At 65.4% G+C, this 24,991-nt stretch carries 20 protein-coding genes and 1 pseudogene; 5 read left to right on the top strand and 16 right to left on the bottom strand.

Annotation, left to right across the window (positions count from 1 at the left end):
* Window positions 1-65 precede the first annotated feature (65 nt).
* Window positions 66-143, top strand: a pseudogene (locus K2W81_RS08685) (bifunctional ornithine acetyltransferase/N-acetylglutamate synthase); the annotation flags it as partial.
* Here the strand turns inward: K2W81_RS08685 and trxA are convergent.
* The 9 genes from trxA to K2W81_RS08730 all read right to left on the bottom strand — a co-directional run bounded on the left by trxA (window position 140) and on the right by K2W81_RS08730 (window position 13,710).
* On the bottom strand, window positions 140-487 hold the full coding sequence (gene trxA, locus K2W81_RS08690; protein ID WP_294103394.1) for a thioredoxin: 348 nt from the start codon (window positions 485-487) through the stop codon (window positions 140-142). The pseudogene K2W81_RS08685 and the gene trxA sit on opposite strands and share 4 nt — an antisense overlap.
* A 64-nt stretch (window positions 488-551) precedes the next feature.
* Window positions 552-3,986, bottom strand: coding sequence for a double-strand break repair helicase AddA (addA, locus tag K2W81_RS08695; RefSeq protein ID WP_294103396.1), 3,435 nt, complete (start codon window positions 3,984-3,986; stop codon window positions 552-554).
* Window positions 3,973-6,936, bottom strand: coding sequence for a double-strand break repair protein AddB (addB, locus tag K2W81_RS08700; RefSeq protein WP_294103397.1), 2,964 nt, complete (start codon window positions 6,934-6,936; stop codon window positions 3,973-3,975). Before addB ends, addA begins: the two co-directional genes overlap by 14 nt.
* Before the next feature lie 6 nt (window positions 6,937-6,942).
* Window positions 6,943-7,704, bottom strand: coding sequence for a nucleotidyltransferase family protein (locus tag K2W81_RS08705; RefSeq protein WP_294103399.1), 762 nt, complete (start codon window positions 7,702-7,704; stop codon window positions 6,943-6,945).
* Complete coding sequence (locus K2W81_RS08710; protein WP_294103401.1) at window positions 7,701-8,675, bottom strand: phosphotransferase; 975 nt, start codon at window positions 8,673-8,675, stop codon at window positions 7,701-7,703. Before K2W81_RS08710 ends, K2W81_RS08705 begins: the two co-directional genes overlap by 4 nt.
* Window positions 8,660-9,103, bottom strand: a complete 444-nt coding sequence (tsaE, locus tag K2W81_RS08715; RefSeq protein WP_294103404.1) for a tRNA (adenosine(37)-N6)-threonylcarbamoyltransferase complex ATPase subunit type 1 TsaE — start codon at window positions 9,101-9,103, stop codon at window positions 8,660-8,662. The genes K2W81_RS08710 and tsaE overlap by 16 nt, the downstream gene beginning before the upstream one ends.
* A complete protein-coding gene (locus tag K2W81_RS08720; RefSeq protein WP_294103408.1) occupies window positions 9,100-11,472 on the bottom strand; it encodes a PAS domain-containing sensor histidine kinase in 2,373 nt (790 codons plus the stop codon). The genes tsaE and K2W81_RS08720 overlap by 4 nt, the downstream gene beginning before the upstream one ends.
* 154 nt (window positions 11,473-11,626) lie before the next feature.
* Window positions 11,627-13,033 (bottom strand): adenosylhomocysteinase, encoded by a 1,407-nt coding sequence (ahcY, locus tag K2W81_RS08725; RefSeq protein ID WP_294103410.1) that lies wholly within the window; start codon window positions 13,031-13,033, stop codon window positions 11,627-11,629.
* 116 nt (window positions 13,034-13,149) lie between these two features.
* Window positions 13,150-13,710, bottom strand: coding sequence for a YqgE/AlgH family protein (locus K2W81_RS08730; protein WP_294103412.1), 561 nt, complete (start codon window positions 13,708-13,710; stop codon window positions 13,150-13,152).
* Between the two features lie 24 nt (window positions 13,711-13,734).
* Here K2W81_RS08730 and K2W81_RS08735 point away from each other — a divergent pair, with 24 nt between their 5' ends.
* From K2W81_RS08735 to K2W81_RS08750, 4 genes are all read left to right on the top strand, one after another.
* Window positions 13,735-14,682, top strand: coding sequence for a glycosyltransferase family A protein (locus K2W81_RS08735; RefSeq protein WP_294103414.1), 948 nt, complete (start codon window positions 13,735-13,737; stop codon window positions 14,680-14,682).
* An 88-nt stretch (window positions 14,683-14,770) separates the two neighbouring features.
* Window positions 14,771-15,253 carry a peroxiredoxin gene (locus tag K2W81_RS08740; protein WP_294103415.1) on the top strand — a complete coding sequence of 161 codons (483 nt, stop codon included), beginning with the start codon at window positions 14,771-14,773 and terminating at the stop codon, window positions 15,251-15,253.
* A 66-nt stretch (window positions 15,254-15,319) separates the two neighbouring features.
* Window positions 15,320-15,628, top strand: a complete 309-nt coding sequence (locus K2W81_RS08745) for a hypothetical protein (RefSeq protein WP_294103417.1) — start codon at window positions 15,320-15,322, stop codon at window positions 15,626-15,628.
* 104 nt (window positions 15,629-15,732) lie between these two features.
* Complete coding sequence (locus tag K2W81_RS08750) at window positions 15,733-17,169, top strand: AMP nucleosidase (RefSeq protein WP_294103419.1); 1,437 nt, start codon at window positions 15,733-15,735, stop codon at window positions 17,167-17,169.
* Between the two features lie 96 nt (window positions 17,170-17,265).
* Here K2W81_RS08750 and fabZ read toward each other — a convergent pair whose 3' ends face one another.
* The 7 genes from fabZ to K2W81_RS08785 form a co-directional block, all read right to left on the bottom strand.
* Window positions 17,266-17,745: a 3-hydroxyacyl-ACP dehydratase FabZ gene (fabZ, locus tag K2W81_RS08755; protein WP_294103421.1), complete on the bottom strand. Its 480-nt coding sequence runs from the start codon at window positions 17,743-17,745 to the stop codon at window positions 17,266-17,268.
* Window positions 17,746-17,749: 4 nt separating this feature from the next.
* On the bottom strand, window positions 17,750-18,382 hold the full coding sequence (locus K2W81_RS08760; protein ID WP_294103423.1) for an OmpH family outer membrane protein: 633 nt from the start codon (window positions 18,380-18,382) through the stop codon (window positions 17,750-17,752).
* Window positions 18,382-21,084, bottom strand: a complete 2,703-nt coding sequence (bamA, locus tag K2W81_RS08765) for an outer membrane protein assembly factor BamA (protein WP_294103466.1) — start codon at window positions 21,082-21,084, stop codon at window positions 18,382-18,384. Before bamA ends, K2W81_RS08760 begins: the two co-directional genes overlap by 1 nt.
* A 115-nt stretch (window positions 21,085-21,199) precedes the next feature.
* Window positions 21,200-22,339, bottom strand: a complete 1,140-nt coding sequence (locus K2W81_RS08770) for an RIP metalloprotease (protein ID WP_294103424.1) — start codon at window positions 22,337-22,339, stop codon at window positions 21,200-21,202.
* Window positions 22,336-23,493 (bottom strand): 1-deoxy-D-xylulose-5-phosphate reductoisomerase, encoded by a 1,158-nt coding sequence (locus K2W81_RS08775; RefSeq protein ID WP_294103426.1) that lies wholly within the window; start codon window positions 23,491-23,493, stop codon window positions 22,336-22,338. The genes K2W81_RS08770 and K2W81_RS08775 overlap by 4 nt, the downstream gene beginning before the upstream one ends.
* Window positions 23,490-24,290 carry a phosphatidate cytidylyltransferase gene (locus tag K2W81_RS08780; RefSeq protein ID WP_294103428.1) on the bottom strand — a complete coding sequence of 267 codons (801 nt, stop codon included), beginning with the start codon at window positions 24,288-24,290 and terminating at the stop codon, window positions 23,490-23,492. Before K2W81_RS08780 ends, K2W81_RS08775 begins: the two co-directional genes overlap by 4 nt.
* Window positions 24,287-24,979: an isoprenyl transferase gene (locus tag K2W81_RS08785; protein WP_294103467.1), complete on the bottom strand. Its 693-nt coding sequence runs from the start codon at window positions 24,977-24,979 to the stop codon at window positions 24,287-24,289. The genes K2W81_RS08780 and K2W81_RS08785 overlap by 4 nt, the downstream gene beginning before the upstream one ends.
* Window positions 24,980-24,991: the final 12 nt, after the last annotated feature.

The following is a 24,991-nucleotide window of genomic DNA, read 5'->3' on the forward strand; positions in this document are numbered from 1 at the left end:
CCGCATTTATGCAACCGCCAGTCGATCAGGAGAATAAGGCTTGTTTGCGCTCGTTTCGTTCCGCCGGCTCAGGCCGCGCGACCCTTTGGACGTGCGACCTGACGCATGGCTATATCAGCATCAACGCCGATTACCGGAGTTAAGCCCGGTCAGCGATGGCCTTCGATCCAAGATTGCCCTCGATCCATGCCTTGATCTGGCTCTTCGGTGCCGCGCGGCTGAAGCGCGCAACTTCCTCGCCGCCGCGGAACAGCACGAGGTTGGGGATCGTGCGGATGCCGTACTTGGTCGCCGCGTCAGGCGCGTCGTCGAGATTGGCCTTGGTGATCGTCAGCTGATCGGCGAGCTCGTCCGAAATTTCTTCTAGGCTCGGGCCGATCACTTTGCACGGGCCGCACCATTCGGCCCAGAAATCGACGAGGACGGGCTTGTCGGCCTTGAGCACGTCGGCGTCGAAGCTGGTGTCGGTGATCGCGATGGTTGCCATTTCATATACTCCTGTTCGGGTGTGACACCCGTTACGCTCAATCTAGGAGCATGGTTACAGGCGCTCAAGCGTCCGGTTGCAAGCTTTGCTCAGGCGCACCCAAGCCGGGCTTGTGCACCGCCAGCAGCGCGTCGGGCAGCGCGAACAATATCGGTCCGGCGGTGTAAAGCAACGCGGCGCCCACCGCGCGATCGGGGAAGATAACGCGCAGTGCCGCGACATAGGCCGCCATCTGGCGCAAGTGATAGTCGGGCACATCGTCAAGCGTCGCGGGTGCGCGGCGACCCGTCTTGAAATCGATCACCCGCACGCGGTCGGGCAATACAAGCAGCCGATCGACCGTCCCCGATACGACCACACCTTCTTCGATCACGGCGGCGATCGGCGCTTCGGCGAGTGCATCGGCACCAAACAGATCGGCAAAGCGCGGATCGTCGAGCACACGCAGCACATCGCCAATGATTCCTGAGCGCGTCGACGCGTCGGCAACGCCACTTGCGTTTGCCAGCCAGCGATCCGCGGCAACGGCCCGCGCGGTGGGCTCAATCGCAGGCAGCCGCTCCAGCAAGGCATGGATCAGCCTGCCGCGCTCGGCGGCGGCCCTCAGCGCTGGCGTCGGCGGCGGATCGCTCACCGCATCGTCGCCCAGCGCTGAGGGCGCGAGCGGACGTGGCGGACGTGCCTCGACGGGAGCAGGCGCGCGCGCCCAGTCGGGCACGGGTTCGGGCGGAAGCGGATCACTGCGCGCAGCCTTTGACGGTGCGATCGGCTTGGACAGCGTCGTGCCGTGAAACTCGCGCTCCCCCTCACCGGCCACGCCAAGCGCGGTAAAGGCCTTGTCGGCAGCGGCATACCAGCTTGCGGCGGGCGGCACGCCTTGCGCGCGCGGGCCGAGCGCACCAGCGATCACCAGCCGCTCTTCGGCGCGCGTCGCGGCGACGTAGAACAATCGCCAATGTTCCTGCAATTCGCGCGCGGCTGCCTGTTCGAGCACTTCATCAAGCGGCCCGCCGCGTTCAGCGGCCTTGGGTCGGAAGATGGGCAGCGGATCGTCCTGCTCCTCGGGGGTCCAGCGTAGCAGCGAACGCGGCGCGCTGCCCGGATCGACGCAGGCATCGGCGAGCAGCACCAGCGGCGCCTGCAACCCCTTGGCACCGTGGACGGTCATCACCCGCACGGCATCGAGCGGCGCGGAAGGGTCGCGCACGATCTCGACTTCGCCGCGATCGAACCAGTCGAGGAAGGCCTGGAGCGACGGCGTCGCACGGCTTTCGAATTCGAGCGCGGCGCTCAGCAACTCCTCTATCGGGTCGCGCGCTTCGGCGCCAAGGCGGCGGATCAGCTTGCGGCGGCCGTCGAGCGGCCCCGACAGCAGATGTTCGAGCAGCTGATAGGGCGTCGCCAGATCGGCGCGCCCGAGCAGGTCAAACAGCGGCGCTAGTCTTTCAGCGTCGACATGCGCGCGCAAATGACGCCACAGGCTGGTGGCGCGCGGCACCGATGCCGCCAGTAATTCATCCTGTGTCCAGCCGAGCAGCGGCGACACCAGCAGACTCGCGAGCGAGAGATCATCGTCGGGCTGGAGCGCGAAGCGGATCGCCGCGAGCAGATCGCGCACCGCCAAGGGCGCGTTGAGCCGCAGCCGGTCAACCCCCGCCACTGGCACGCCTTCGGCATAGAGCCGCGCGACGATCAACGCCGCGAGCTCGCCGCGCCGCTTGACGAGGATCATCACATCCTCGGGCCGCAGCGCCCTCCCCTGCGACTCAAGCATCAGCGGATCGGCGGGGTCGAGCCACGCCTTGATCTGGCGCGCAATCTTGGTCGCGAGCGCGCGGGTGGCGTCGCCGATCCATTCTTCCTCATCGGCGTCGCTTGCGCCTGCGGTCACCGGCGGCCAGAGCGTCACTGATCCCGGGCCCGGGACTTCGCTGGCGTGGGCCGACAGGTCTTCGACACCAAGCCCCGGCGCGTCGATGCGAGTAACGGCTGCATCGACGAATTCGAGCACCGGCCGCGTCGAGCGGAAGCTGTGGGTGAGCGACAGGCGATTGAAGCGCGTGCCCTGGTCGGCTTCCTCGTCGCGGCCCTGCTTGGCCTTGGTCCCGAAATATTGCTCGGCGGCGGCGAAGAAAATCGGGTCGGTGCCCTGAAAGCCGAAGATCGCCTGTTTATAGTCGCCGACGACGAACAGCGTGCGCGCCGTGTCTCCCCGCGTCCCCTCGCCCGCGAAAAATTCATTCGCAAGTGCCCGGACGATCCGCCACTGGCGCGGGTTGGTGTCCTGCGCTTCGTCGACCAGGACATGCTCGGTCGCGAGATCGAGCTTGTAGCGCACCCAATCGCCCATCCCCGGCTGTTCGAGCAAGGCGACGGTCGCGCGGATCAGATCGTCGAAATCGGCGACGCCAAGGCGGCGCTTGGCCTGCGCATAGGCATCGGCATAGGCGCGCCCTGCCTCCAACCCGCGCGCGAGAAGGTCGGCATAGGCGGCGCGCTGGACGAGCCCGAGCAGCTCGGTGCAGCGTGTGGCAACCTCGATCGCGATGTCGGCGTAGTCGGGGTCAGCCGCTAGCAGTTTGGGGGAGTATTTGCGTGGCTCGCCCGCTTGGGTGAAGCCGATCCCTGCGAGATCGCCGAGCATCGTCGCGCGCATCGCGGGGGTCGCTTCGATCCAGCATTCGGCGATGTCGGCGTGGTTGCCGCCGGTCGCAGTGCCCCAGGCGCGGTTGGCCGCTGCGAGGCGGTGCACAGCGTCGACATCGAATTCATCATCGCTGCAAGCCTCAACCAGCAGGTCGTCGATATCGCCCATCGGCAAATCGAGCTGGCGGCGGACAAAAGGTGCAATCCCGCTCGGCAATGCCGCCAGCGCACCGGGTGCGCGCGCGCAAGCGTGGAGGAAATCCTCGGCACCGCCTTCGCCCAACCGCAGGCTGAGCGCGCCAATCGCGTCGATGATGCTGAGCCGCCCGTCGCGCTCGGCCTCGACCAGCAAGTCGGCGAGCGTCTCGCGCATCAGCACCGCTTCCTCGCGCCCCTCAATTGGGCGGAAGCCGGGGACGAGGCCCGCTTCGATCGGGAAGCCCGCAAGCAGCCCCTGACAGAAGCCGTGGATCGTCGAAATGCGAATCCCGCCTCCGGGCGAATCGAGCAGCTTGGCGAACAAGGTGCGTGCCTGCGCGCGCAGTTCGGGCGTCGGCGACTCGCCGAGCGCGGCGAGATCATTGCCCAGCTGGTCGTCGCGCATGCGCACCCACGCCGCCAACCGCGCGGTGATCCGCCCGGCCATTTCAGCGGCGCCCGCCTTGGTGAAGGTCAGGCAGAGGATCGCCGACGGATCGGTCCCGCGCAGAAGCAAGCGGAATACGCGTGCGGCAAGGACCTGCGTCTTGCCCGTCCCCGCTGACGCGGACAACCAGACATGCTCGTCAGGCGTGCTCGCGCGCGCCTGCGCACCGAGGAGTTTAGGGAGCGCCTTATGCTCAGCCACGGCCATACCATTCGTCGAGCCGCATCAGCTGATCATAATCGGCATAGGGCGCATATTCGGGGTGGAGTTTGGCGGTGAAGGGCTCGTCGCCGGTCAGCCACTGGGCAGCGGCATCGGCGAACGTAGCGGCAGCGAGCGCGGTGAAATCGGCAGTCACGATCTTGTCGCGCTTGCCTTCGGGATCGACCGGGCTGGTGATTTTGCCGAACGCATCGCCGTGCTTGGCGAGCGACCAGTAATCGAAGGCACGCGCCGTGCCCATGATCCCGTCAAAGCCGCCGCGTTCGGCGATCAGCCCGAGGAGCCCGAGTTGCAGGCTATACCCCGCGCGCACCGCCGTCGGCGATGGCGCTTTGCCGGTCTTATAGTCGACGATGCCGATGCCCCCGTCAGCGAGCCGATCGATGCGGTCAGCCTTGCCCTTCAGCGTCACCCCGGCAAGGGCGATCTTGCCGCCGCGCTCGACGGCGATCACGCTCCGGCCCTTGTCGGCCATCGCGTCGATCTGATCGGCAATCCACGCAATCGCTTCGAGCAGGCGCGGCTGCCACAGCGCGCGCATCATCGGGTGGGTACGCTGGTCGGCCAGCAGCGCGCGGGCGCGGGGCAACAGCGTATCGGGTGCGAAACCGTCCGCCTTGCCCCAGGCTTCGAGAATCGCATGGACGGCCGTGCCGCGCCACGCCGCGCTCGGATCGGCGTCGACGGGATCGAGCGTCGCGAGCTTGAGCACCTGCCGCGCGTAGAAGGCGTAGGGGTCGGCCTTGAGCCGATCGACTTCGGTCACCGAAATCCGCGTCGGGCGCAGCTTGGCGGGCGGCGTCGGCGCGGGGCGATCGGCGGGATCGTGAACGCCCGGATCGTCGAGCGCCATTGCCCAATCCGCGAGTCGTTGGTCGCGCACCAGCCCGCCGGTCATCGCGTCAAGCCGGAGCCAGAAGCGCGAGGCAATGGCGGGGCTCTTCGCGTCGCGCCGCGCGCGCGTCAGCAGCACATCAGGGGCGCCGAGGGCGCTTGCCAGATCATGCGCCGCCAGCCCCACGCGCCGGTCGAGCCCCGGCAGGCCAAGCTCGGCGCGGATGCGCGGCGCGAGCCACGGATCGGGGGCAGGCTGGCCCGGCCAGACGCTTTCGTTGAGCCCGCCGAGGATCATGAAGTCGGCGGTCTGGAGTCGTGCTTCGATCAACCCGTAAATGGCGAGGCGCGGATGGCCGCCCTGCGGCGGTCGCACCGACACATCGTCCATCAAGGTGCGGAGCAGCGGCGCAAGCGCTTCGGGTGCGACGGTTGCCGGTCCTTCGGCAGCTTCGGTTTCGAGATCGGCGAGCAAATCGGCAGCCGCGCGCCCGGCTGGCCCCGACCACAGCGCATCGCCGCACAGCGCCTGTGCCGTCTCGCGTAAGCCATCCAGCAGCACGGCGAGCGGCTGGTCACCGCCATCGAACAGCGCTGCAATTGGCTCAAGCAGCGCGCGCGCCGCTGGCCACCACTCAGCAGCCGCGCGACGCACGGCGCGGGTCCGGTCGTCGCCCTCGGCGAGGTGACGGTCGATCCCGTCCAGCCCCGGCGCGGGGCGCGGGCCGCGCAGCGCGAGGTCAAGCGCGCGCACCCCTTCGAGCCATGATAGCCGGGCGTCGCCGCTCATCACCAGCGGATGCTTGAGCAGCGCCAGCAATGCCAGCGGGGCGAAGCGTTGCGCGGCGGCTTCGGCGAGCGCGGTGAGCAAGGTCCCCGGCGGCAGGATCGACAAAGACTGCCCGGCGCTGTCGTCAATCGCGATGCCCCAGCGCGCCAGCAGCGCCGCCACCCGCCGTGCCAGCGCGCGATCAGGGGTGACGAGCGCGGCTGTCCGTTCGGGCGTCTCGAGCGCCTCACGCAGCGCCAGCGCGATCGCCTGCGCTTCTTCCGCCGGGGTGGCGAGTTCGACCGCGCGCACGCCCGACAGCCGTCGCGCCTCGGCGGATAACGTCGTCCATTTGTCGGTGAACTCCGCCGGCGCGAGCGCATTGGCCACCGCGCGACCCCGGATCGCACCGGCATCATGACCGCCGCCGTCGCGCCACAGCGACACTTCCTCCCGCGCCACACCCATGCGGTCGAGCAGCAGCTTGAGCTGATATTGCGGATGCGTCTCGATCGGGCGCGGGCGGCGCCCGCTGTCATCGGCGGGGAGCGGACCAAGCGCGTCCCATTCCTCGGCGTCCATCGCCGTTGCGAGATCGGCGAACACGACCAGTCCCTCGGGCAATTCGCTCACCACGCGCAGCAGTCGCGCGAGCGCGGGCGCCGCCGAGCCGATCCCCGCTGCACAGATGAAGCCCGACGGCGGTTTGTCCCGCCGGCGCTGCGCGAGCCTGCCAAGCAACAGGCCGCGCCGCGTCGCCAGATCAATCGCGCCGCGCCGTGCGAGCGCCTTGGGCCAATCGTCGAGGATGATCCCGAACAGCTCGAGCGCGCGCTGCCAATGGTCCTGCAAATCGGCCGCGACATCGATCGCGGCGAGCCGGGTCGGCGCGACTTCCTCGACTAGTAATTGGTCGAGCGTGCGCGCGAGTTCGCCCGCCAGCCGCACAGATTCGGCAGCATCGATCGGCTGGCCGCTGCGCGCGCGGGCGTCGCTCACCAGCCGGGCGAGGATCATCCGGCGCGCGAGCGGATCGATCGCAGGCGGTACAGGCTCCGCATCATCGGCGGGGTCGAGCGCCGCGCCGATGCCCTCCCCCAGTTCCGCATCGCCGATCGCCACGAGGCGCGGCAGCAACAGTCCGCCGCCGCTAGCGCGGACAAAAGCCTCGGTCAGCGTGCGGACGGCGCGGTGATTCGGCAGCAGCACCAGCCCGCGCGCCAGCCCCATCGGATCGCCACCGAAGCGCCGGATCAGCCCGACGGCAAGCGCATCGGCAAACGCCCGGTGCGCGGGGATTGTGAATAGCTGGGGTCGCCCCCGCCCCGTCACCCGCGCTCAACCATCAGCGAGGATCGCTTCAGTCCGGGCAATGGCGGCGGGCGTGCCGACATCGAACCACAAGCCGCTATGGACAATCCCGTAAGCCCGTCCGGCCGCAATCGCCCGGTCCCAAAATATGTTGGTCGAGAACGGCCCCTCGGGCCAGTCCCGGATTAGCCTTGGCGACAGGATCTGCACCCCAGTCCACACAAAGGGTGCAGGCCGCCCCGGCTTGCGCCGCCCGGTAATGCGCCCAACCGGATCAAGGTGAAAATCACCGCGCCCGCCGTGACAATGCGCCCAGGCGAGCGGTACCATCAGCAGCAGCGCATCCATCCGATCATCGTCCCACGCCGCTGCCAGCGCGCGGATCGAATCGATCGGGCCGTCGATCCACAGATTGTCGCTGTTGACCGTCAGAAAGGGCTTGTCGCCGATCAGATCGCGCGCCTGCACCAGCCCGCCGCCCGTCTCCATCAACCGGTTGCGCTCGTCGGAAATGACGAGTTCGATGCCGTCGTTCCGCCGCTGAAGATGCGCTTCGAGCGCGTCGGCGAGGTAATGGACGTTCACCACCGCCCGCTTGACGCCTGCTGCCGCGAGCCGATCGAAGACATGATCGATCAGCGGTTTACCCGCGACTTCGACGAGCGGCTTGGGCCGCGTTGCCGTAAGCGGGCGCATCCTTTTGCCGAGGCCTGCGGCCATCACCATCGCGGTTTCCGGCACGGCGACGACGGGGTTTGGCCGCAGCGCAAGGCTTTTGCGCGCGGTCATGCGCCGATCAGCATCGGGTCGCCGCGCTTCGAGGCGGGAATGGTCGCGTCGAACCACGCCTTGACCGGCGCCAGCGCGGGATGCGCGAGATCGCGTTCGAGATAGCCCCACACGCGCGGGCAAAGGCTGGGGTAGCGGTCCTTGTGGTCGCGCTGCCACAGCCGCGTGAACACGCCAATGATCCGCGTGTTCCGCTGCGCGCCGAGCACATGATAGGCCGTCATGAAGTCATCGCCCACGCCGGTCGCCCGCGCATAATGATCGAGCATCGCTGCTTCGATCGCGGGTTCGACATCGCGGCGCGCGTCCTGCAGCAACGACACGAGATCATAGGCCGGGTGGCCGGTCATCGCATCCTGGAAATCGAGCAATCCAATCCGCCCGTCGCCGAGCAGCATCAGATTTTCGGCGTGATAGTCGCGCAATGCCAACACGGGCGTGTTCGGCTCGGCAAGCGGCAGCACGGCGTCCCACGCTTCGGCATAGCTCGTCAGGTCGGGCGTGATGCCAACGGCGGCGCAATACCACTCCGGCAGCAACAGCGTGCGCTCGGCCAAGGCAGCGCGGTCATAGGGATCGACCTGCGGCGGCGCGACACGGTGGAGGGCGACCAGCACGTCGACCGCCGCACGGTACAGACCGGGCGCGCGCGCGGGATCCGCATCGACCGCTTCGCGCAGGCGATCATCGCCAAAATCCTCGATCAGCGCGAGTCCCTGCGCGGTATCGACAGCGAACACTTCGGGCGCGGCAAAGCCATGGCCGTGCAGCCAGCGCGCGATGTTCAGGAACGGCCCGGGATCCTCGGGCGGCGGCGCATCCATCAGGATCGCCCGCCGCGATCCGTCAACCACCCGGAAATAGCGGCGGAACGACGCATCGCCGGTGACGGGGGCCAAATTCGCCCCGCCCCAGCCATGTGCGTCGAGAAATGCCTGCGCACCGGCAGGTTCGGTCAGCGTTGCGCCCATCGCGCTCTCCAAGCCTCGGGCACCTGTGCTGTCAAGCGCCGTCCCGACCCATCCACGTTGATCGTCAACGAAAGTGCGTCGGGCCAATAGCCGGGCCCCGCCCGCTCGGGCCATTCGACGATCAGCAGCGAGTCCTGCGCTGCTTCGTCCAGCCCAAGCTCGGCCATCTCATCGGGCGAGTCGATCCGGTACAGGTCGATATGCAGCACCGGCAGCCGCACTTCCGGCGGATCATAGGGCTGGACGATCGCAAAGCTCGGGCTCGGCGCTTCGCCCGCCAGCCCCAGCGCGGCGAGCAGCCCGCGCGCGATGCTGGTTTTCCCGACACCCAGCGGCCCCGCCAAGGTAATGACGTCACCCGGTGCAACCAGCCCTGCCAGCCACGTGCCGAATGCCGCCGATGCGCCCGGATCGGGCAGCGCGATCATGCGGGCATCGCAGCGCCGGTGCGCGGCAGCGTGACCGTGATCACCGTCCCCTGCCCGCGCTCTGACATCAGCGTGACGGTGCCGCCATGCGCCTCGACGAATTGCTTCGCGAGCGGCAAGCCAAGCCCCAGCGCACGGTCGCCGCTGCGCGTCGCCGGGGCCGCGGCAAAGCGATCGAACGCCTGTTTGACCGCCTTCGCCGTCATTCCTCGGCCATTATCCGACACCACGATCCGCGCCGCATCAGGCGTGCCGTCGCCATGGAGCAGGATGCGCCCGCGCTCCGGCGTTCCGGCAATCGCGTGGCGCAGCAGATTCTCGATCACTTGCGTCAGCCGCGCCGCCTCGCCCGTCACCACGCCCAGCGATGCGTCGATCTCGATCGCGAAATCGAGCTTTTGCGCATCGACGAGCGCCGCAACCTTCGCCACCGCTGCGCGCGCAACCGCGTCGAGATCGACCTCGCCGACATCGCTGGTGCCGCCCCGCGCGCTGCTCTGCGTCAAGTCGAGCACGTCGTCGACCAGCGTGCCGAGCCGCTCGACCGATTGCAGGATCGCCGCGACATACTCGCTCGCAACCGGCGGCAGCGCGCCCGCGAAGCCGCCCTGCAGCATTTCGGCAAAGCCGCTGATCGACGTGAGCGGGGTGCGCAGTTCGTAACTCATATTGGCAACGAAAGCCGTCTTGACCCGGTCGGCGGCTTCGAGCGCTTCGTTGCGATCGCGCAGGGCCTGCTCCATCCGGCGGCTGTCGGACACATCGAGCATCGTGAACAGCGCATTGCCGTCGGGCAGCGGCACTGCGGCGAAATCAAAATGCCGCCCATCGGCGAAGGCGAGACTGCCGCCGCGCTGCTGCCGGTCGAGCGTTGCTGAGCGCACCATCTCGCTGATCAGCACCGCCTTGCCCGGCGCCGCAAGCTGGGCGGCGGCAGCCTGCGCGAGCACATCGACGCGGGGATGCCCGGCGAGGAATTGCTCGTCGAGGCCGAGCGTCTGGCGGAAGCGGTTATTCCAAAGCTGGAGCCTCCCATCGGCCGCGAACACGCCAAGCGCTTCGAACAAGGTATCGAAGGTCGCCGTCCGTACCCGCAGCAAGGTGTCACGCGCGCTGGCGAGCTGGACCTGCTCGGTGCGATCCTCAAAGATCAGCAGCAGCCCGCCATCGGGCAGCGGTTGCGCAACGACTCGCAAATGATCGCCGCCGGGGAGATGCCATTGCTCCTCGATCTGGTGGTCGGCAGCTAGGAACCAGTCGCGACGTTCAGCTTTCCAGCCCGGGAAATCGCGGACCTCGGGCAGCCGTCCCGCCTCGCGCATGCGTTCGAGTACGCGGTCGAATTCGGGGCGATCAGCGAGCCACTCGGTCTTCATCGCGAACAACCGCTGGAACGGCTGGTTGCAAAAGGTCAGCGCGCGGTCGCTGCCGAACTGGGCAACGCCCGCCGAGAGACGGTCGAGCATCTCACGCTGCGCCTCGCCAAAGCGCTTGGTCGCCGCGCGGGCCTGTTCGAGATCTTCGATGTCGATCGCAAAACCGGCCACGCCGCCGCTCGGCAACGGGACGTCAACGATCCGCAGCATCCGCCGCGCACCGCCGATTGTGGCCGGCATTGCCTGTGATTCGGGCCGCCCCTGCTCGCGCGCGCGGATCGCGGTCGCCAGCGGGCCGCCCATGCCCGAACCCTCGACCAGCTCAAGCCCGCGCGCGAGCACGTCGTCGGCGTCTTTGCCTTCGACGGCACTCACATAGGCGGTATTGACCATCCCGAGCCGCAGGTCGGGCGTGCGATACCACATTGGCATCGGCGCGGCCTCGATCAGCCCGGTCAGCGCGTCGAACGCGGCGTCGACTTGCGTGGCTTGATCCTGCAGCCGGGCAATTTCGGTGGCGCTGTCGGTGGTATCGAACACCCACAGAATGACGCCGCCGCCAAGGTCGAGATCGCGCGCGGCGCGCTGGCCGTCAATCATCAGTGATCGCGATCCGCCGATCGGCCGCACCACGCGGGTAAAGGGCAGCGCGACTCGCTGTACTGCCGCGACATCCTCGCTCAGCGCGGCAAGGTCAGCGGGCGCGAGCCCTGCATCGGCCGTCGACAAATCGCTCAGGAACCGTACCGGCCCGGTCAGTCCGAGCAAATCGGCGAGCCGCTGCGGCACGTCGATCCGGCCATCGGCATGCACGATTGCGGCGAGCGCTGGCGCCGAGCCTAACAGTGCATTGAGGCGCGCGGCGGTAGCCTGTGCCGCCTGATGCGCGCCGCGCAACCCAAGGCCCGTGTAGAGCGCCCACACCGCGCCCGCGATCAGCAAGGCAAATGCCGCACCGACCAAGAGGGCGGCCAAGGGAGTAAGGGTGATCATCGCGCCGCGCGGGACGCCAACTTCGCGGTCATAGCCCGCTGTAGAACAGCAGTTACGCGACTGGGAAGCGCCACGCGCGCCTTAATCGCAAAAGAGCCCCCGCCGCAGCGCGGCAGGGGCTCGATTGAACCGACCGAGGCCGAAGCCGACGGGATTAGTAGCGGTAGTGATCGGGCTTGAACGGCCCTTCGACCGGCACACCGATGTAATCGGCCTGCTTCTTGGTCAGCTGGGTCATCTTCACGCCCAGCTTTTCGAGGTGGAGTGCGGCCACCTTCTCGTCGAGATGCTTCGGCAGGACGTACACGTCGTTGTTGTACTGCTCGGGGTTGGTGAACAGCTCGATCTGCGCCAGCGTCTGGTTGGTGAAGCTCGCCGACATCACGAACGACGGGTGGCCGGTCGCGTTGCCGAGGTTCACCAGACGGCCCTTCGACAGGATGATGATCTGCTTGCCATCGGGGAATTCGACCAGGTCGACCTGCGGCTTCACTTCGGTCCACTTGTAGTTGGACAGTGCCGAAATCTGGATTTCGCTGTCGAAGTGGCCGATGTTGCAGACGATCGCCATGTTCTTCATCGCCGCCATGTGATCGGCAGTGATGACGTCGGCATTGCCGGTCGCGGTGACGAAGATGTCCGAACGCTGGACGGCTTCTTCCATCGTCACGACTTCAAAGCCTTCCATCGCCGCCTGCAACGCGCAGATCGGATCGATTTCAGTCACGAGCACGCGCGCGCCGCCATTGCGGAGCGACTGGGCCGAGCCCTTGCCGACGTCGCCGAAGCCGGCAACGGTCGCGACCTTGCCCGCGAGCATCACGTCGGTGCCGCGACGGATCGCGTCGACCAGCGATTCCTTGCAGCCATACAAGTTGTCGAACTTCGACTTGGTGACACTATCGTTGACGTTGATCGCCGGGAAGGGCAGCTCGCCCTTCTTGGCAATCGCATAGAGGCGGTGAACGCCGGTCGTGGTTTCTTCCGACACGCCCTTGATGTTCTTGACGCTCTCGGTGAGGTAGCCGGGCTTCTTGGCGATGAATTCCTTCACCGCGCGCTGCATTTCGACTTCTTCCTCATTCTCGGGCTCGGCAAACGAGTGCCCGGCTTCGAGCTTGGCGCCCCACAGCGCGAACATCGTCGCGTCGCCGCCATCGTCGAGGATCATGTTGCACGTCTCATCCCCCCAATTGAAGATGTCGCCGACATAATCCCAATATTCCGCCAGGCTCTCGCCCTTGATCGCGAACACCGGCACACCCGTCGCCGCGATTGCAGCTGCGGCATGGTCCTGCGTCGAATAGATATTGCAGGTCGCCCAACGGACCTGCGCACCAAGCGCGGTCAGCGTTTCGATCAGCACGGCGGTCTGGATCGTCATGTGGAGCGACCCGGTGATGCGTGCGCCCGTCAGCGGCTTCGACGCGCCGAATTCCTCGCGCAGTGCCATCAGGCCGGGCATTTCGGTTTCGGCGATGTTGATTTCCTTGCGGCCGAAATCGGCAAGGCTGATGTCGGCAACGACATAATCGGTCGGGCGGTCAAGGACGGTGGCCACGCAAATTCTCCTGGTCTGGATCTTTATGGCAAGCACGAACGCCGCCAGCCTGAGCGCCCATAGCGACGCGCCAGCTCCAAATCAAATATAAAGATGTCTTTATATGTTTCCCGGATTCAGGCCCGGCCGGCCTGTGAGGAAAGCAGTCGCGGGTCGACCCCGGCAGCGGCCATCCCCGCCGCCCAGCGCTCCGGCGCGGGGATGTCGAAGATCAGCCTGGGGTCGGCTTCGACGGTCAGCCACCCGTGCCGCGTCATTTCGGCATCAAGCTGCCCCTCGCCCCACCCGGCATAGCCGAGCGCAACCAGCCATTGGCGCGGCCCCTTCCCGTCTGCAATCGCGCGCAGCACGTCGAGCGTGCCCGATAACGCCCAGCGCCCCGCGACATCGATCGTATCCTGCCCTTCCCAATCGCGCGAATGCACGACGAAGCCGCGTCCGGGCTCGACCGGCCCACCCATGCTGACCGGGCGGTCGGGGCACCCTCCGGAATCGATCTTCAACTGGCCGAGCAGATCGTGAAAACCCAATCCCTTGATCTCGGTACCGATTCCGATCCCCAGCGCGCCCTGTTCGTCGTGCGCGCACAGCGCGATCACCGCGCGGTCGAACCGCGGATCACTCATGCCGGGCATGGCGAGCAGAAATTGGCCGGTCAGATAGCAAGGATCGTTCATAACTCGGTCTTATAGCGTGGGCGCATGCGCACGGAACCGCCGATCGTCTCGATTATCGTCCCCGCCTATGGGCTTGCCCATCTCGTCGGGCAGACGATCGAATCGATCCTTGCGCAGACCTATCCGCATTGGGAAGCGATCATCGTCGACGACGGCGCGCCCGACGATGTTGAAAGCGCCGTGCAGCCCTATTTGTCGGACACACGCTTCAAACTGCTGAAGACCGACAATGCCGGGCTGTCGACCGCGCGAAACCGCGCAATCGCGGTCGCGAGCGGTAGTTTGATCGCGCTGCTCGACGGCGATGACCTTTACGAGCCGCGCTATCTTGAACTGATGACCAAGGCGATCCTTGCCGATCCGGGCCTGGGCTTCGTGACCTGCGACGCGACCTATTTCGGGGCGTCGCGAGTCGGACAGCGCTTTTCGGCGCATGTGCCGCAGATCGATCCGATTTCACTCGAACGCGTGCTGCGGCGCGATTTCAATGTGTTCATCACCAGCCTGATTCGGCGCGAAGCGCTGGTCGAGGCTGGCGGGTTCGACCCTGCGCTCAAATCGGCCGAAGATTTCGATCTGTGGATCAAGATCATCGAGCGCGGCTGGCGCGCGGCCTATGTCAACGCGCCGCTGTCACGCTATCGCCGCCGCGCCGATTCGATGTCGGCCAATGCCGCAAGGCTGCTTGGCGCGGTGATCAGCGTCTATGCCAATGCCGAAGAGCGGTTGGCCGGTCGTCCCGAAGCCGGAGTCGCGCGCGAAATGCGCGAGTCAGTCGCGCGCGAGCTCGCCGTGATCGAGGGCGAAGCGCTGGTGCTCGGCGGCGAGGCGCGCGCGGGACTCAAACGCCTGCGGGAGGGCGAGCCGTGGCGCCGCTCGCTCAAATGGTATGTTGCAATGCCACTGCTGGCTGTCCCCGGCCTTGCCCGCCCCGTGCTTGCCGCGCGCGCGCGCCTCAACCGCGAATTCTGACGCTTCATACACTTTGCTGAAGTGCCCGCTTTGCGTCGCGCGTCGGCTCGGCTAGAGCGCGGCGCATCACCGCAACTGGAGAACAGGCATGACGATCAAGGTTGGCGACAAGCTCCCCGAAATGACTCTCATCAAGGCGACCGATCACGGCCCCGACGCCGTCGACAGCACCAGCTTTTTTGCCGGCCGCAAGGTCGCGCTGTTCTCGGTCCCCGGCGCCTTCACCCCGACCTGCTCGGCCAAGCACCTGCCCGGCTATATCGACAAGCTCGACGAACTGAAGGCCAAGGGCGTCGACGAAGTCGCCTGCACCGCCGTCAACGATGCCTTCGTGCTCGGCGCGTGGAGCAAGAGCAACAGCGCCGACGGCAAGGTCACGATGCTCGCCGATGGCAATGGCGACTTTGCCAAGGCCGTCGATCTGACGATGGACGGATCGAAGTTCGGCCTGGGCCTGCGCGGCCAGCGCTATTCGATGCTGGTCGAAGACGGCGTGGTCACGCAGCTCAACGTCGAAGCACCCGGTGAGTTCAAGGTGAGCACCGCCGAACATCTGCTCGAACAGCTTTAAGGCCGGGAACGTTGGCGGGGGCACAGCGTTAATCGATCTGCCACCCGCACGCGAAGGGACACGAAGATGACCATCGAAACCGACTATACCGCCGCGACCGACTTCACCAAAAAGAAGATCGGCGAGGCCGAAGACGCTGCCAAGGACTTTGCGACCAAGGCCGTCGCCGAGGAAAGGACCCTCGTCGCCCGCGCGCAGGCAGCGATCGAGCAGGCCGTTGAAACCACGGTTGAAGCGGTGAGGGAAAACCCGGTTGCCGCCGCCGCGATCGTTGGTGGTGTCGCCGCCGTCGCGGCCGGTGCCGCCTATGGCATCAGCAAGCTCACCAGCACGGGTGGCGAAGCCGACGCCAAGGGCGGCAAGATCAGCAAGTAAGTCCGGCCCGGCGAGGGGGGCCATCGCTGCCCCCCTCGCCCAGTCCTTGCGCTTGCACGCGCGGCTGTCTTGCCAGCGTCGCATCGCTGGCCTAGCCGAAGGGCATGACGAACGCTTCCCAGATCGTGGCCGAGCTCGACCGGCTGTACACCGCATCGGTAGAGCGGCTGCGCGCCGCGCTGACCGCCTATCTCGCTGATGGGACCGTACCCGATCCGACAGCACGCCGCGACGGCTCCTTCGCTTATCCCGAAATCCGGCTGAACTATAAGGGCGGCGGTGATCGTCCAGCGCCAATGCGGTCGTTCGGGCGACTCGTGCAGCCGGGCCGCTATGCGATCAGCGTCACCAAGCCCGCCACCTTCGCCGGCTATTTGACCGAGCAGCTGACGCTGTTGCTCGAAGATTATGATGTCGAGGTCGAGGCCGTCGCCGGGCGGCAGGAAATCCCCTTCCCTTATGTGCTCGATCCGGGCCACGCGGTCAGCCTCGACGAAGTGTCGGCGCTTGAGCTGGCACGGCATTTTCCGGCAACCGAACTGGCGCATATCGGTGACGAGATTGCCGATGGTTTGTGGAAATCGCCCGATGCGGTGCGACCGCTCGCGCTGTTCGACGGGCTGCGCACCGATTTCAGCCTTGCCCGGCTGCGCCACTATACCGGGACCCCGCCCGAGCATGTGCAGCGCTTCGTGCTGTTCACCAACTATCACCGCTATGTCGATGAATTCGTGCGCTGGGCGTGCGAGCAACTCGGCCCCGAATCGCGCTATACGGCCGTGTCGGGCGCGGGCGGCATCGTCATTGAGGAGGGCGATGATCCCGACAAGCTGGTCAGCGACAGCGCGTGGCGGCGGCATCAGATGCCAGCCTATCACCTGATCGCGCCTGATCGCACCGGCATCACGCTTGTCAACATCGGCGTCGGGCCGTCGAACGCCAAGACGATCTGCGATCACCTCGCGGTCGTGCGGCCCGAAGCCTGGCTGATGATCGGCCATTGCGGCGGTCTGCGCCCGAGCCAGCGCATCGGCGATTATGTGCTGGCGCATGCCTATTTGCGCGACGATCATGTGCTCGACGCAGTGCTGCCGCCCGAAATTCCGATCCCCGCGATTGCCGAGGTCCAGCAGGCGCTCGCGCGCGCGGCCGAAACGGTCTCGGGCCAGTCGGGCGACGAACTCAAGCGGCGGCTGCGCACGGGCACGATCGTGACCACCGACGACCGCAATTGGGAATTGAGCTATTCGAAGTCGGCGCTGCGCTTCTCACAGTCGCGTGCGGTTGGCATCGACATGGAATCGGCGACGATTGCAGCACAAGGCTATCGCTTCCGTGTGCCGTACGGGACGCTGCTCTGCGTTTCCGACAAGCCGCTGCACGGCGAACTCAAACTGCCGGGCCAGGCCAATCGCTTCTACGAACGCGCGATTGCCGAGCATATGAAGATCGGCATCGAAGCGTGCGAACAATTGCGCCGCGAAGGCGCGAAACTGCATTCGCGCAAGCTGCGGGCGTTCAACGAACCGCCGTTCCGGTAAGGCCACGCAGGCAAAAGATATCGCACACAAAGGCACGAAGCCGCGAAGAAGGATAACGCTGCTTTTCGTGGCTTCGCGTCTTTGTGTGAGAAAAATCTAGGCCTTCGGCGGGTCCGCGATCATAGCGGTGAAATTCGCCTCGGCCGCCAACGCACCGTCGACCAACGCGCGGCCCGCGAATTTGCAAACGCTCGAGCGCTTCTGGACGAATTCGACTTCGAGCTTGAGCAAGCACCCCGGCTCGACAGGTTTGCGGAACTTCGCCCCCTCGATCGCCATGAAATAGACGAGCTTACCCGACCCTGCGAGCCCAAGTGATTCGACCGCGAGCACACCGGCGGCCTGCGCCAGCGCCTCGACGATCAGCACGCCCGGCATGATCGGGCGCCCCGGAAAATGCCCCTGGAAAAAACCCTCGTTGATCGTCACCGCTTTGATGGCGACGATCGACCGGTCGAGGACAAGCGCCTCGACCCGGTCGACCAGCAGCATTGGGTAGCGATGCGGCAGCGCCGCCATCACGCGCGCGGTATCGAGCGCGTAGGGTGTCGGCGCCGCCGTCGTGTCGTCGCTCACCGGATCAGCGGCTCTGCGGCTGCGGCTTGGCAGGCGTTGTCGCAGGCGGCGGCGTCGTCGGCTTGGCAGCAGGCTGCTCGGGGGGCGCGATCTGAACGACGGTCATAGTCGCATTGAGCTGCTGCAGCGCGACCGCAGTAATGTCGTTTGCGGGCTCAAAAGCCAGCAGTCCGTTACGCGGCACCACCGTATCACCCTTGCGGTCCTTGCGGATACGCTCGGAGATCGGGATCAGCTTCTCGACAATCTGCTGCTGCACATATTGCGAAACCGAATTCAGCTCGCGCTGAAGGTCTTCGACTTGTGCCTGTGCTTCCTGCAGCGTCTGACGCGCGTCGCCCAGCGCCTTTTCGGTGGCGGGCGGCAGCGGCGTGTTCGGCTTGATCAGCGGCTTGGCAATCGCGACCTGATCGTTCCAGCCCTTCAGCGCTGCGTCGAAACTGGCCCGAACTGTCTTGATGCGCGCGCCATATTTCGCCTCGATCTGCGCCTGACCGCTCTTGGCGGCAACACTGTCGCGCGAAATCTGGTCGACATCGACGACGAGTGTCGATTGCGCAAATGCGGCCTGCGGCAACGCCAGCATGCTTGCTGCAAATGCCGCAGCGATTGCGGCCTTCGTAAATTTGGTCTTCATCAGAATTGAGTCCCTACGTTGAAAGTGATGAGTTTGGTGTCTTCGCCGAACTGCCTGAGCAGCGCCTGAGCCAGATCGATCCGCAGCGGCCCGAACGGTGAATTCCAGTTGACGCCGATACCGACCGAAAGCCTAGGGCTAGCCGAATTGCCAACGAACCTTTCGAGGAAGGGCTGGGTGCCGTCCACGGTCGAATTGATGGACGATCCTGTGCAATCGGCCAGATTGCTCGTTGTCGCAAACCCGGTGGGGCAAATTGTCTGAAGGCCGGCATTGGCGCCGCCATCGGAAACTACATACACAATCTGGTTGGTCGCCGGATCACGCAGCGGCAGCGGCAACACCCGGTTGACCACGCTGCCGTCGGCAAGCGTGACCGTGGTCGTCGGGAAAACCGCCGTCGGCAGCGGCCGGAGCACACCGAACAGCGCGCCGAAATCGATATAGATCGAAGGACGCAGACCGAGTTCGCGCGCGCCAGCGCCGAGTGGTAGTTCAAGCTCGAGCCGTCCGAGATAATAAGCCCGCCCGCCGAGCGCGTCATCGGCAAATTGATTCCTTGCATCGTTCAGCGTCTGAACGCCGTTCGCATCAGTTTGGTACATCAGCCGCTGCACGCGCGGCCCGACACCGCGAATGTTAAAGCCCCGGAACTGCGGCTCGCCGAGGTAGAAGCGGTCGTTGATGCGCACAGCGTCAATTCCCGGACCGCGGCTTCCTTCAAGCGGCTGGATATAACCACCCTCAAGTCCCGCTGAGAAGATGAAACCACTACCGACATTCCAGAATTTTTTGCCTTCGAATCGACCGCGAATATAGCGCACGTCGCCGCCCAGACCGGCAAGATCGCCGCTCACCACAAGCCGCTGACCAGCGGTCGGCCGAATGCGGCTGTTGAGGCTGTCATACAGCAGCGACACACCGAGCGCAGAGGTAAGCCGGTTGCCGATTTGGTCACACAAATAGCGTCCGGCCAGCAGTGGATCACAGGCGCCGTTGGTAAAAAATCTCGTCGGATCGAGCCCAACCTGATCATAGGTCAGCCCATAGCGTGCTGACACCGACCAATATTCAGTCAGCGGAATGCTCGTGCGGACCTGGAAGCCGGTCGACACCTGCGTATAGTTCGTCTGTCGGATCGTTCCGACGAAGTTGAAGTTGTTCAGGTCGCGGCGGAACAGATCGACGGCGAGGCCGATGTTCTTGTCAAACAAATAGGGCTCTGAAAAGCCGAGTTCGACCTGTTTTGAGAAGGTCGAAAATTGCGCACTCGCGCGAAGCTCCTGACCCAAGCCCCGGAAATTGCGCTGTCTGACAGAACCCTGGACGATGAATTGTTCGAGGCTCGAATAACCGATCGACAGGTTAAGCTCGCCGGTCGCCTTTTCCTCGACATTGGTTTCGAGCACGACACGGTCGGGGGCCGACCCGGGCTTTTGCTGAACTTCGAGCTTCTCCTGGAAGAAGCCGAGCGAGTTGATGCGATCCTGCGACCGTTTGACGAGGAAAGTGTTGAACGCGTCGCCTTCGGACACGCGGATTTCGCGGCGGATCACCTTGTCCTTGGTCAGCGTGTTGCCGTTGATATCGATCCGTTCGACATAGGTGCGCTGGGCTTGCGCGATGTGGAAATTGATCGACAGCAGCAGTTTTTCGGCGTCGCGGTCGAATTCCGGATTAACTTCGGCAAAGGCATAGCCGAATAGACCAGCGGTCTGATTGATCGCGTCAACCGAATCCTCGATCTTCTTCGCATTATACCATTCACCCTTCTTGGCGACGAGTGACGCGGCAAGCTTTTTGTTGTCGAAGTCGCGGATTTCGCTGTCGACGGTGATTTCGCCGAACCGGTAACGCTTTCCTTCCTCCACCACATAAGTGATGATGAAGTCCTTCTTGTCGGGCGTCAGCTCAGCAACTGCTGAGGTCACCTTGAAGTCGGCGTAGCCCTGCGTCAGATAGAATTGGCGCAATTTCTGCTGGTCAAAGGCCAGCCTGTCCTGATCATAGCTGGTGTTCGAACTGAGCGTGGTCAGCAGACTCGCCTGCTTGGTCGCCATTTGCGCGCGCACCTTGGCGTCGTTGAACACCTCATTGCCGATGATGTTGATCTGGCGGACCTTCGACTTCGGCCCCTCGCTGATTTCGAAAATGATATCAACGCGGTTCTGGTCGAGCGACACCATCTTGGGCGCGACCGAAGCGGCAAAGCGGCCCTGACGGCGGTAAAGCTCGATGATCCGCGCAACATCCTGCCGGACGGCGGTGCGCGTGAAAATCTGGCGCGGTGCGAGCTTGATTTCCTTGGTGATCTTGTCGGCCTTCAGCCGCTTATTGCCTTCGAGCAGCACGCGGTTGATGATCGGATTTTCGCGCACCCGCACCACGATATCGCCAGTTACCGCACCGTCGATCGTCACATCGGCGAACAACTCGCTCGCGAGCAGATCCTTGATTGCCTGATCGAGCGTCTCATTGGTGAAATTCGCACTAACCCGTAGCTTGGTGTACGAAAGCACCGTCTCGGGCTCGATACGCTGCGAGCCCTCGACCCGCAGCGTGCGGATGACCTTAACGGGGGCAGGCGCGGGCGCGGCGGCTGGCGCTGCCTGCGCGACCGGATCGACGGCGGGCGGCGATGTCGGCGCCGCTGTCTGAGCAACGGCAGCCATCGGCAATCCCGCCAGGATCGTGCTCGCCATCAACCACGCAACCGCGCGGGTGCCGGAGTTCGTCACAGAGGTTGCTTTCACTACTGCTCCCCAAAAGGAAAAAATCGTCAGCCCCGCCCGGCTGCCACGCCCTGCCCGAAGCGCGTCAGCCGATCAACCCGGCCAGCTTGCTCCAGAGCCCAAATGAGCCAAGATCGTTGAACGTCACCATCAGCATCAGCGCGAGCACAGCCGCCAGACCGCCGCGAAATGCCCATTCCATCACTTGCGAGTCGACCGGACGCCGCCGCACCGCTTCGATCGCGTAGAACAGCAAGTGCCCGCCGTCGAGGACGGGCACCGGCAGCAGATTGATCACCGCCAGATTGAGCGACACGAGCGCGATGAAGAAAATGAACGACGACATCCCGAGCGAAAATTGCTCGCCCGACACTTTCGCGATCTGCAAGGGGCCGCCAAGCTCGCTCACGGGCCGCTTGCCGACCACAATCTGGCCGACGACTTCGCCCATCATGCCCAAAATGTCGCCAATCTTGCGCAGCGCGACGACGGGCGCCGCGATCGGGCTCACTGGCTCGAAACGCGCCGCGCTGGCGTCGGTTGCGATGCCGAGACGACCTAGCTTCACAATGTTGCCGAAGCGATCTTTGTCGACCCGGACCGCGATCGTCGCCGTCGTCGACTTTGGCTGGCCGCCGCGCTCATAATCGATCGTGACACGTTCACCGGCGCGGATCTGGACAAAGCGGACCATGTCCTGAAACGTCTCGACCTGACGTCCGCCGAGCGCCGTGATGCGATCACCGGGAACCAGCCCCGCGACCTGCGCGGCACTGCCCGGTTCGACCTGACCGACAATGGCCGAGGTCCGCAAATCGCCAAACGCGACCGCGAAACCCGCCAGAATGACAAGCGCGATGGCGAAATTGGTGACCGGGCCAGCCGCAACGATAATCGCCCGCTGCCACAGCGGCTTGGCCTGAAATGTTCGCGCGCGCTCTTCGCCGGGGAGTGCCAGCCAATTGGGGTCGCTGCGGCTCGACGGGTCCATGTCGCCCGCGAACTTAACAAAGCCGCCTAGCGGCAACAGACTGAATTTCCAGCGCGTGCCGCGCTTGTCGGTGATGCCGAACAGCTCGCGCCCGAAGCCGATCGAGAATTCTTCGGCTTTGACCCCGAACAACCGGCCCGCAAGATAGTGCCCGAGCTCGTGCAGGAACACGAGCGGCCCGATGACGAGCGCAAACGCCAGCAGAGTCTGCAAAAAGCCAGGCGACTGGATCAAACCACGCAATCCTTCACACGCTCGCCCGCCAGACGCCGCGCTTCGGCATCTACCGAGAGCACCGCGTCGAGCGTTTCCGGCGGCGCCGGGTCATAGCCCGCCAGCGTATCGGCGACGATTGCGGCAATTTCAAGAAAGCCGATCCGCCCTTCGAGAAACGCCGCAACCGCAATTTCGTTCGCGGCATTGAGGATCGCCGGGCGCGCGCCGCCCGCATCAAGCGCCTCGCGGGCGAGGCGCAAAGCCGGGAAGCGATCGAGATCGGGGGCTTCGAAATCGAGCCGACCAATCGCCACCAAATCGAGCGGTGCCATTGGCGTCGCCATGCGCTCGGGCCAGGCCAGACAATAGGCGATCGGCACACGCATATCGCTCGGGCCGAGCTGCGCCAGGATCGAGCCGTCGACATATTCGACCATCGAATGGATGATCGATTGCGGATGGCAGATGACTTCAATCTGATCATTCTCGACGGGGAACAGCCGCGCGGCCTCGATCAGTTCGAGCCCCTTGTTCATCAGCGTTGCCGAATCGACCGAAATCTTCGCGCCCATCGACCAATTGGGATGCGCGACCGCCTGCGCGGGGGTCATGGCCCGCATTTCCTCGCGCGTCTTGGTCCGGAACGGGCCGCCGCTGGCGGTCAGGATGATCCGTCGCACGCCTTCGGGGCGCGCGAAGTCGAAGCATTGGTAGATGGCATTGTGCTCCGAATCGGCGGGGAGCAAGGTCGCGCCGGTTTTGGCGGCAGCGGCCAGGATCACATCGCCGGCCGAGACCAGCGGCTCCTTATTGGCCAGTACTACCGTGCCGCCCTGCGCGATTGAGGCCATCACCGGCTCAAGCCCGGCACAGCCGACAATCGCCGCCATCGTCCAGTCGGCGCCCATCGCCGCCGTTTCGCAAACGGCTTGCGCGCCCGCCGCAACTTCGATCCCCGTTCCCGCAAGCGCGCTCTTGAGATCGGCATAGCAGCCGACATCGGCCACGACCGCGCGCTTGGCGTTGGTGCGGATCGCCGCTGCGGCCAGCTTCGCCACATCGCAATTGGCGGTCAGCGCCAGCACGTCATATTTTTCGGGCTCGCGCTCGATCAGATCGAGCGTCGACCCACCGATCGATCCGGTTGCCCCCAGGATCGTTACCGTCTTCATATCATCCATCCCCGAATTTGCGGCAGCATCACCAGCAGCGCCGCGAGCGGCGCAACCGGTATCAGCCCGTCGAGCCGATCAAGCAGACCGCCGTGCCCCGGCAGCAATGTTCCGCTATCCTTCACGCCTGCCCGCCGCTTCAACCAACTTTCGAACAAATCCCCACCCTGCGACGCAATTGCCAGCGCCGGTGTTGCAAGCGTGAGCCGCCACGGCAAGCCATAACCCACATGAAGCGCCACGCCCAATGCTCCGGCCGCCGCAACGCCGCCGATCAACCCCGCCCAGGTCTTGTTGGGGCTGATTGCAGGCGCGAGCCGCGGACCGCCGAGCCAGCGCCCCGCAAAAAAGGCGCCCATGTCGCACGCCCAGACCAGCGCCAGTGTCCAGAATCCGAACAACAGCCCGCGCGGTTGATCGCGAATGATCAGCAAGGCCAGCACGGGCAGCCCGGCATAAAGCAGCCCGGCCGCGCGCACGGGCTGACGCGACACGCCATAGATGAACAGGCTCGCCCCCAGCACAAAGCCGAGCGCGCGAAAGCCAGCGCCTGCCGCCCAGGGCGACATGATCGCGAGCGGCACGACCATCGCAAACAGCATCAAGCGCAGGTCAGGTTCGCGCGCGCGCATCAGCATCGCCCATTCGCGCAACACGCCAAGCGCGACAGCCGAGCACAGGATCCAGAAAACTACCCCGCCGAGCCACAGCCCGCCGAGCGCCACCGCGATCATCGCGGCGCCCACCACCGCGCGGGTGGCAAGTTCGGCCTGCCGGGCGCGGGCGGCGTCGCTCACAGCCCGCCGAAGCGCCGCTGCCGCTCCCCGAACTGTGCCACGGCTTTGCTAAAGGCAGCCTCGTCGAAGTCGGGCCAGAGCGTGTCGACGAACAACAACTCGGCATAAGCCGCTTGCCAGAGCAGAAAATTCGACAAGCGACACTCGCCCGAGGTGCGGATCAGCAGGTCGAGCGGCGGAAGGTCGCGCGTGTCGAGCAAGGCTTCGATCGCATCGGCGTCGATCGCCGCGACTTCCATCGCGCCCGCTTGCACGCGCTCGGCCAGGGTGCGCGCCGCCGCCACCAATTCGGCCTGCGACCCGTAGTTGAGCGCAATCACCAATAGCGGTCCATCGTTTTGCGATGTCCGCGCTAGCGCGTCGTCGACCAGCGCCACGACATCGGCCGAAAAGCGGCGGTAATCGCCGATCACCCGCAGCCGCACATTGTCGCGCACCATTTCGTCGAGATCGGCGCGGATGAAATGTTTCAGCAACCCCATCAGGTCGCCAATTTCCTCGGCCGGGCGGCGCCAGTTTTCCGACGAAAAAGCGTAAAGCGTCAGCGCTTCGATGCCCATCGTACGGGCATGGCGGGTGATCCGGCGCACGGCCTCGACGCCCGCCTTGTGCCCGGCAAGGCGCGGCAGGAAGCGCTTCTTGGCCCAGCGGCCATTGCCATCCATGATGATCGCGACATGACGCGGCAGCGTCCCTCCGCC

It is taken from the genome of Sphingomonas sp. (genome assembly GCF_019749955.1).
GTDB lineage: Bacteria > Pseudomonadota > Alphaproteobacteria > Sphingomonadales > Sphingomonadaceae > Sphingomonas.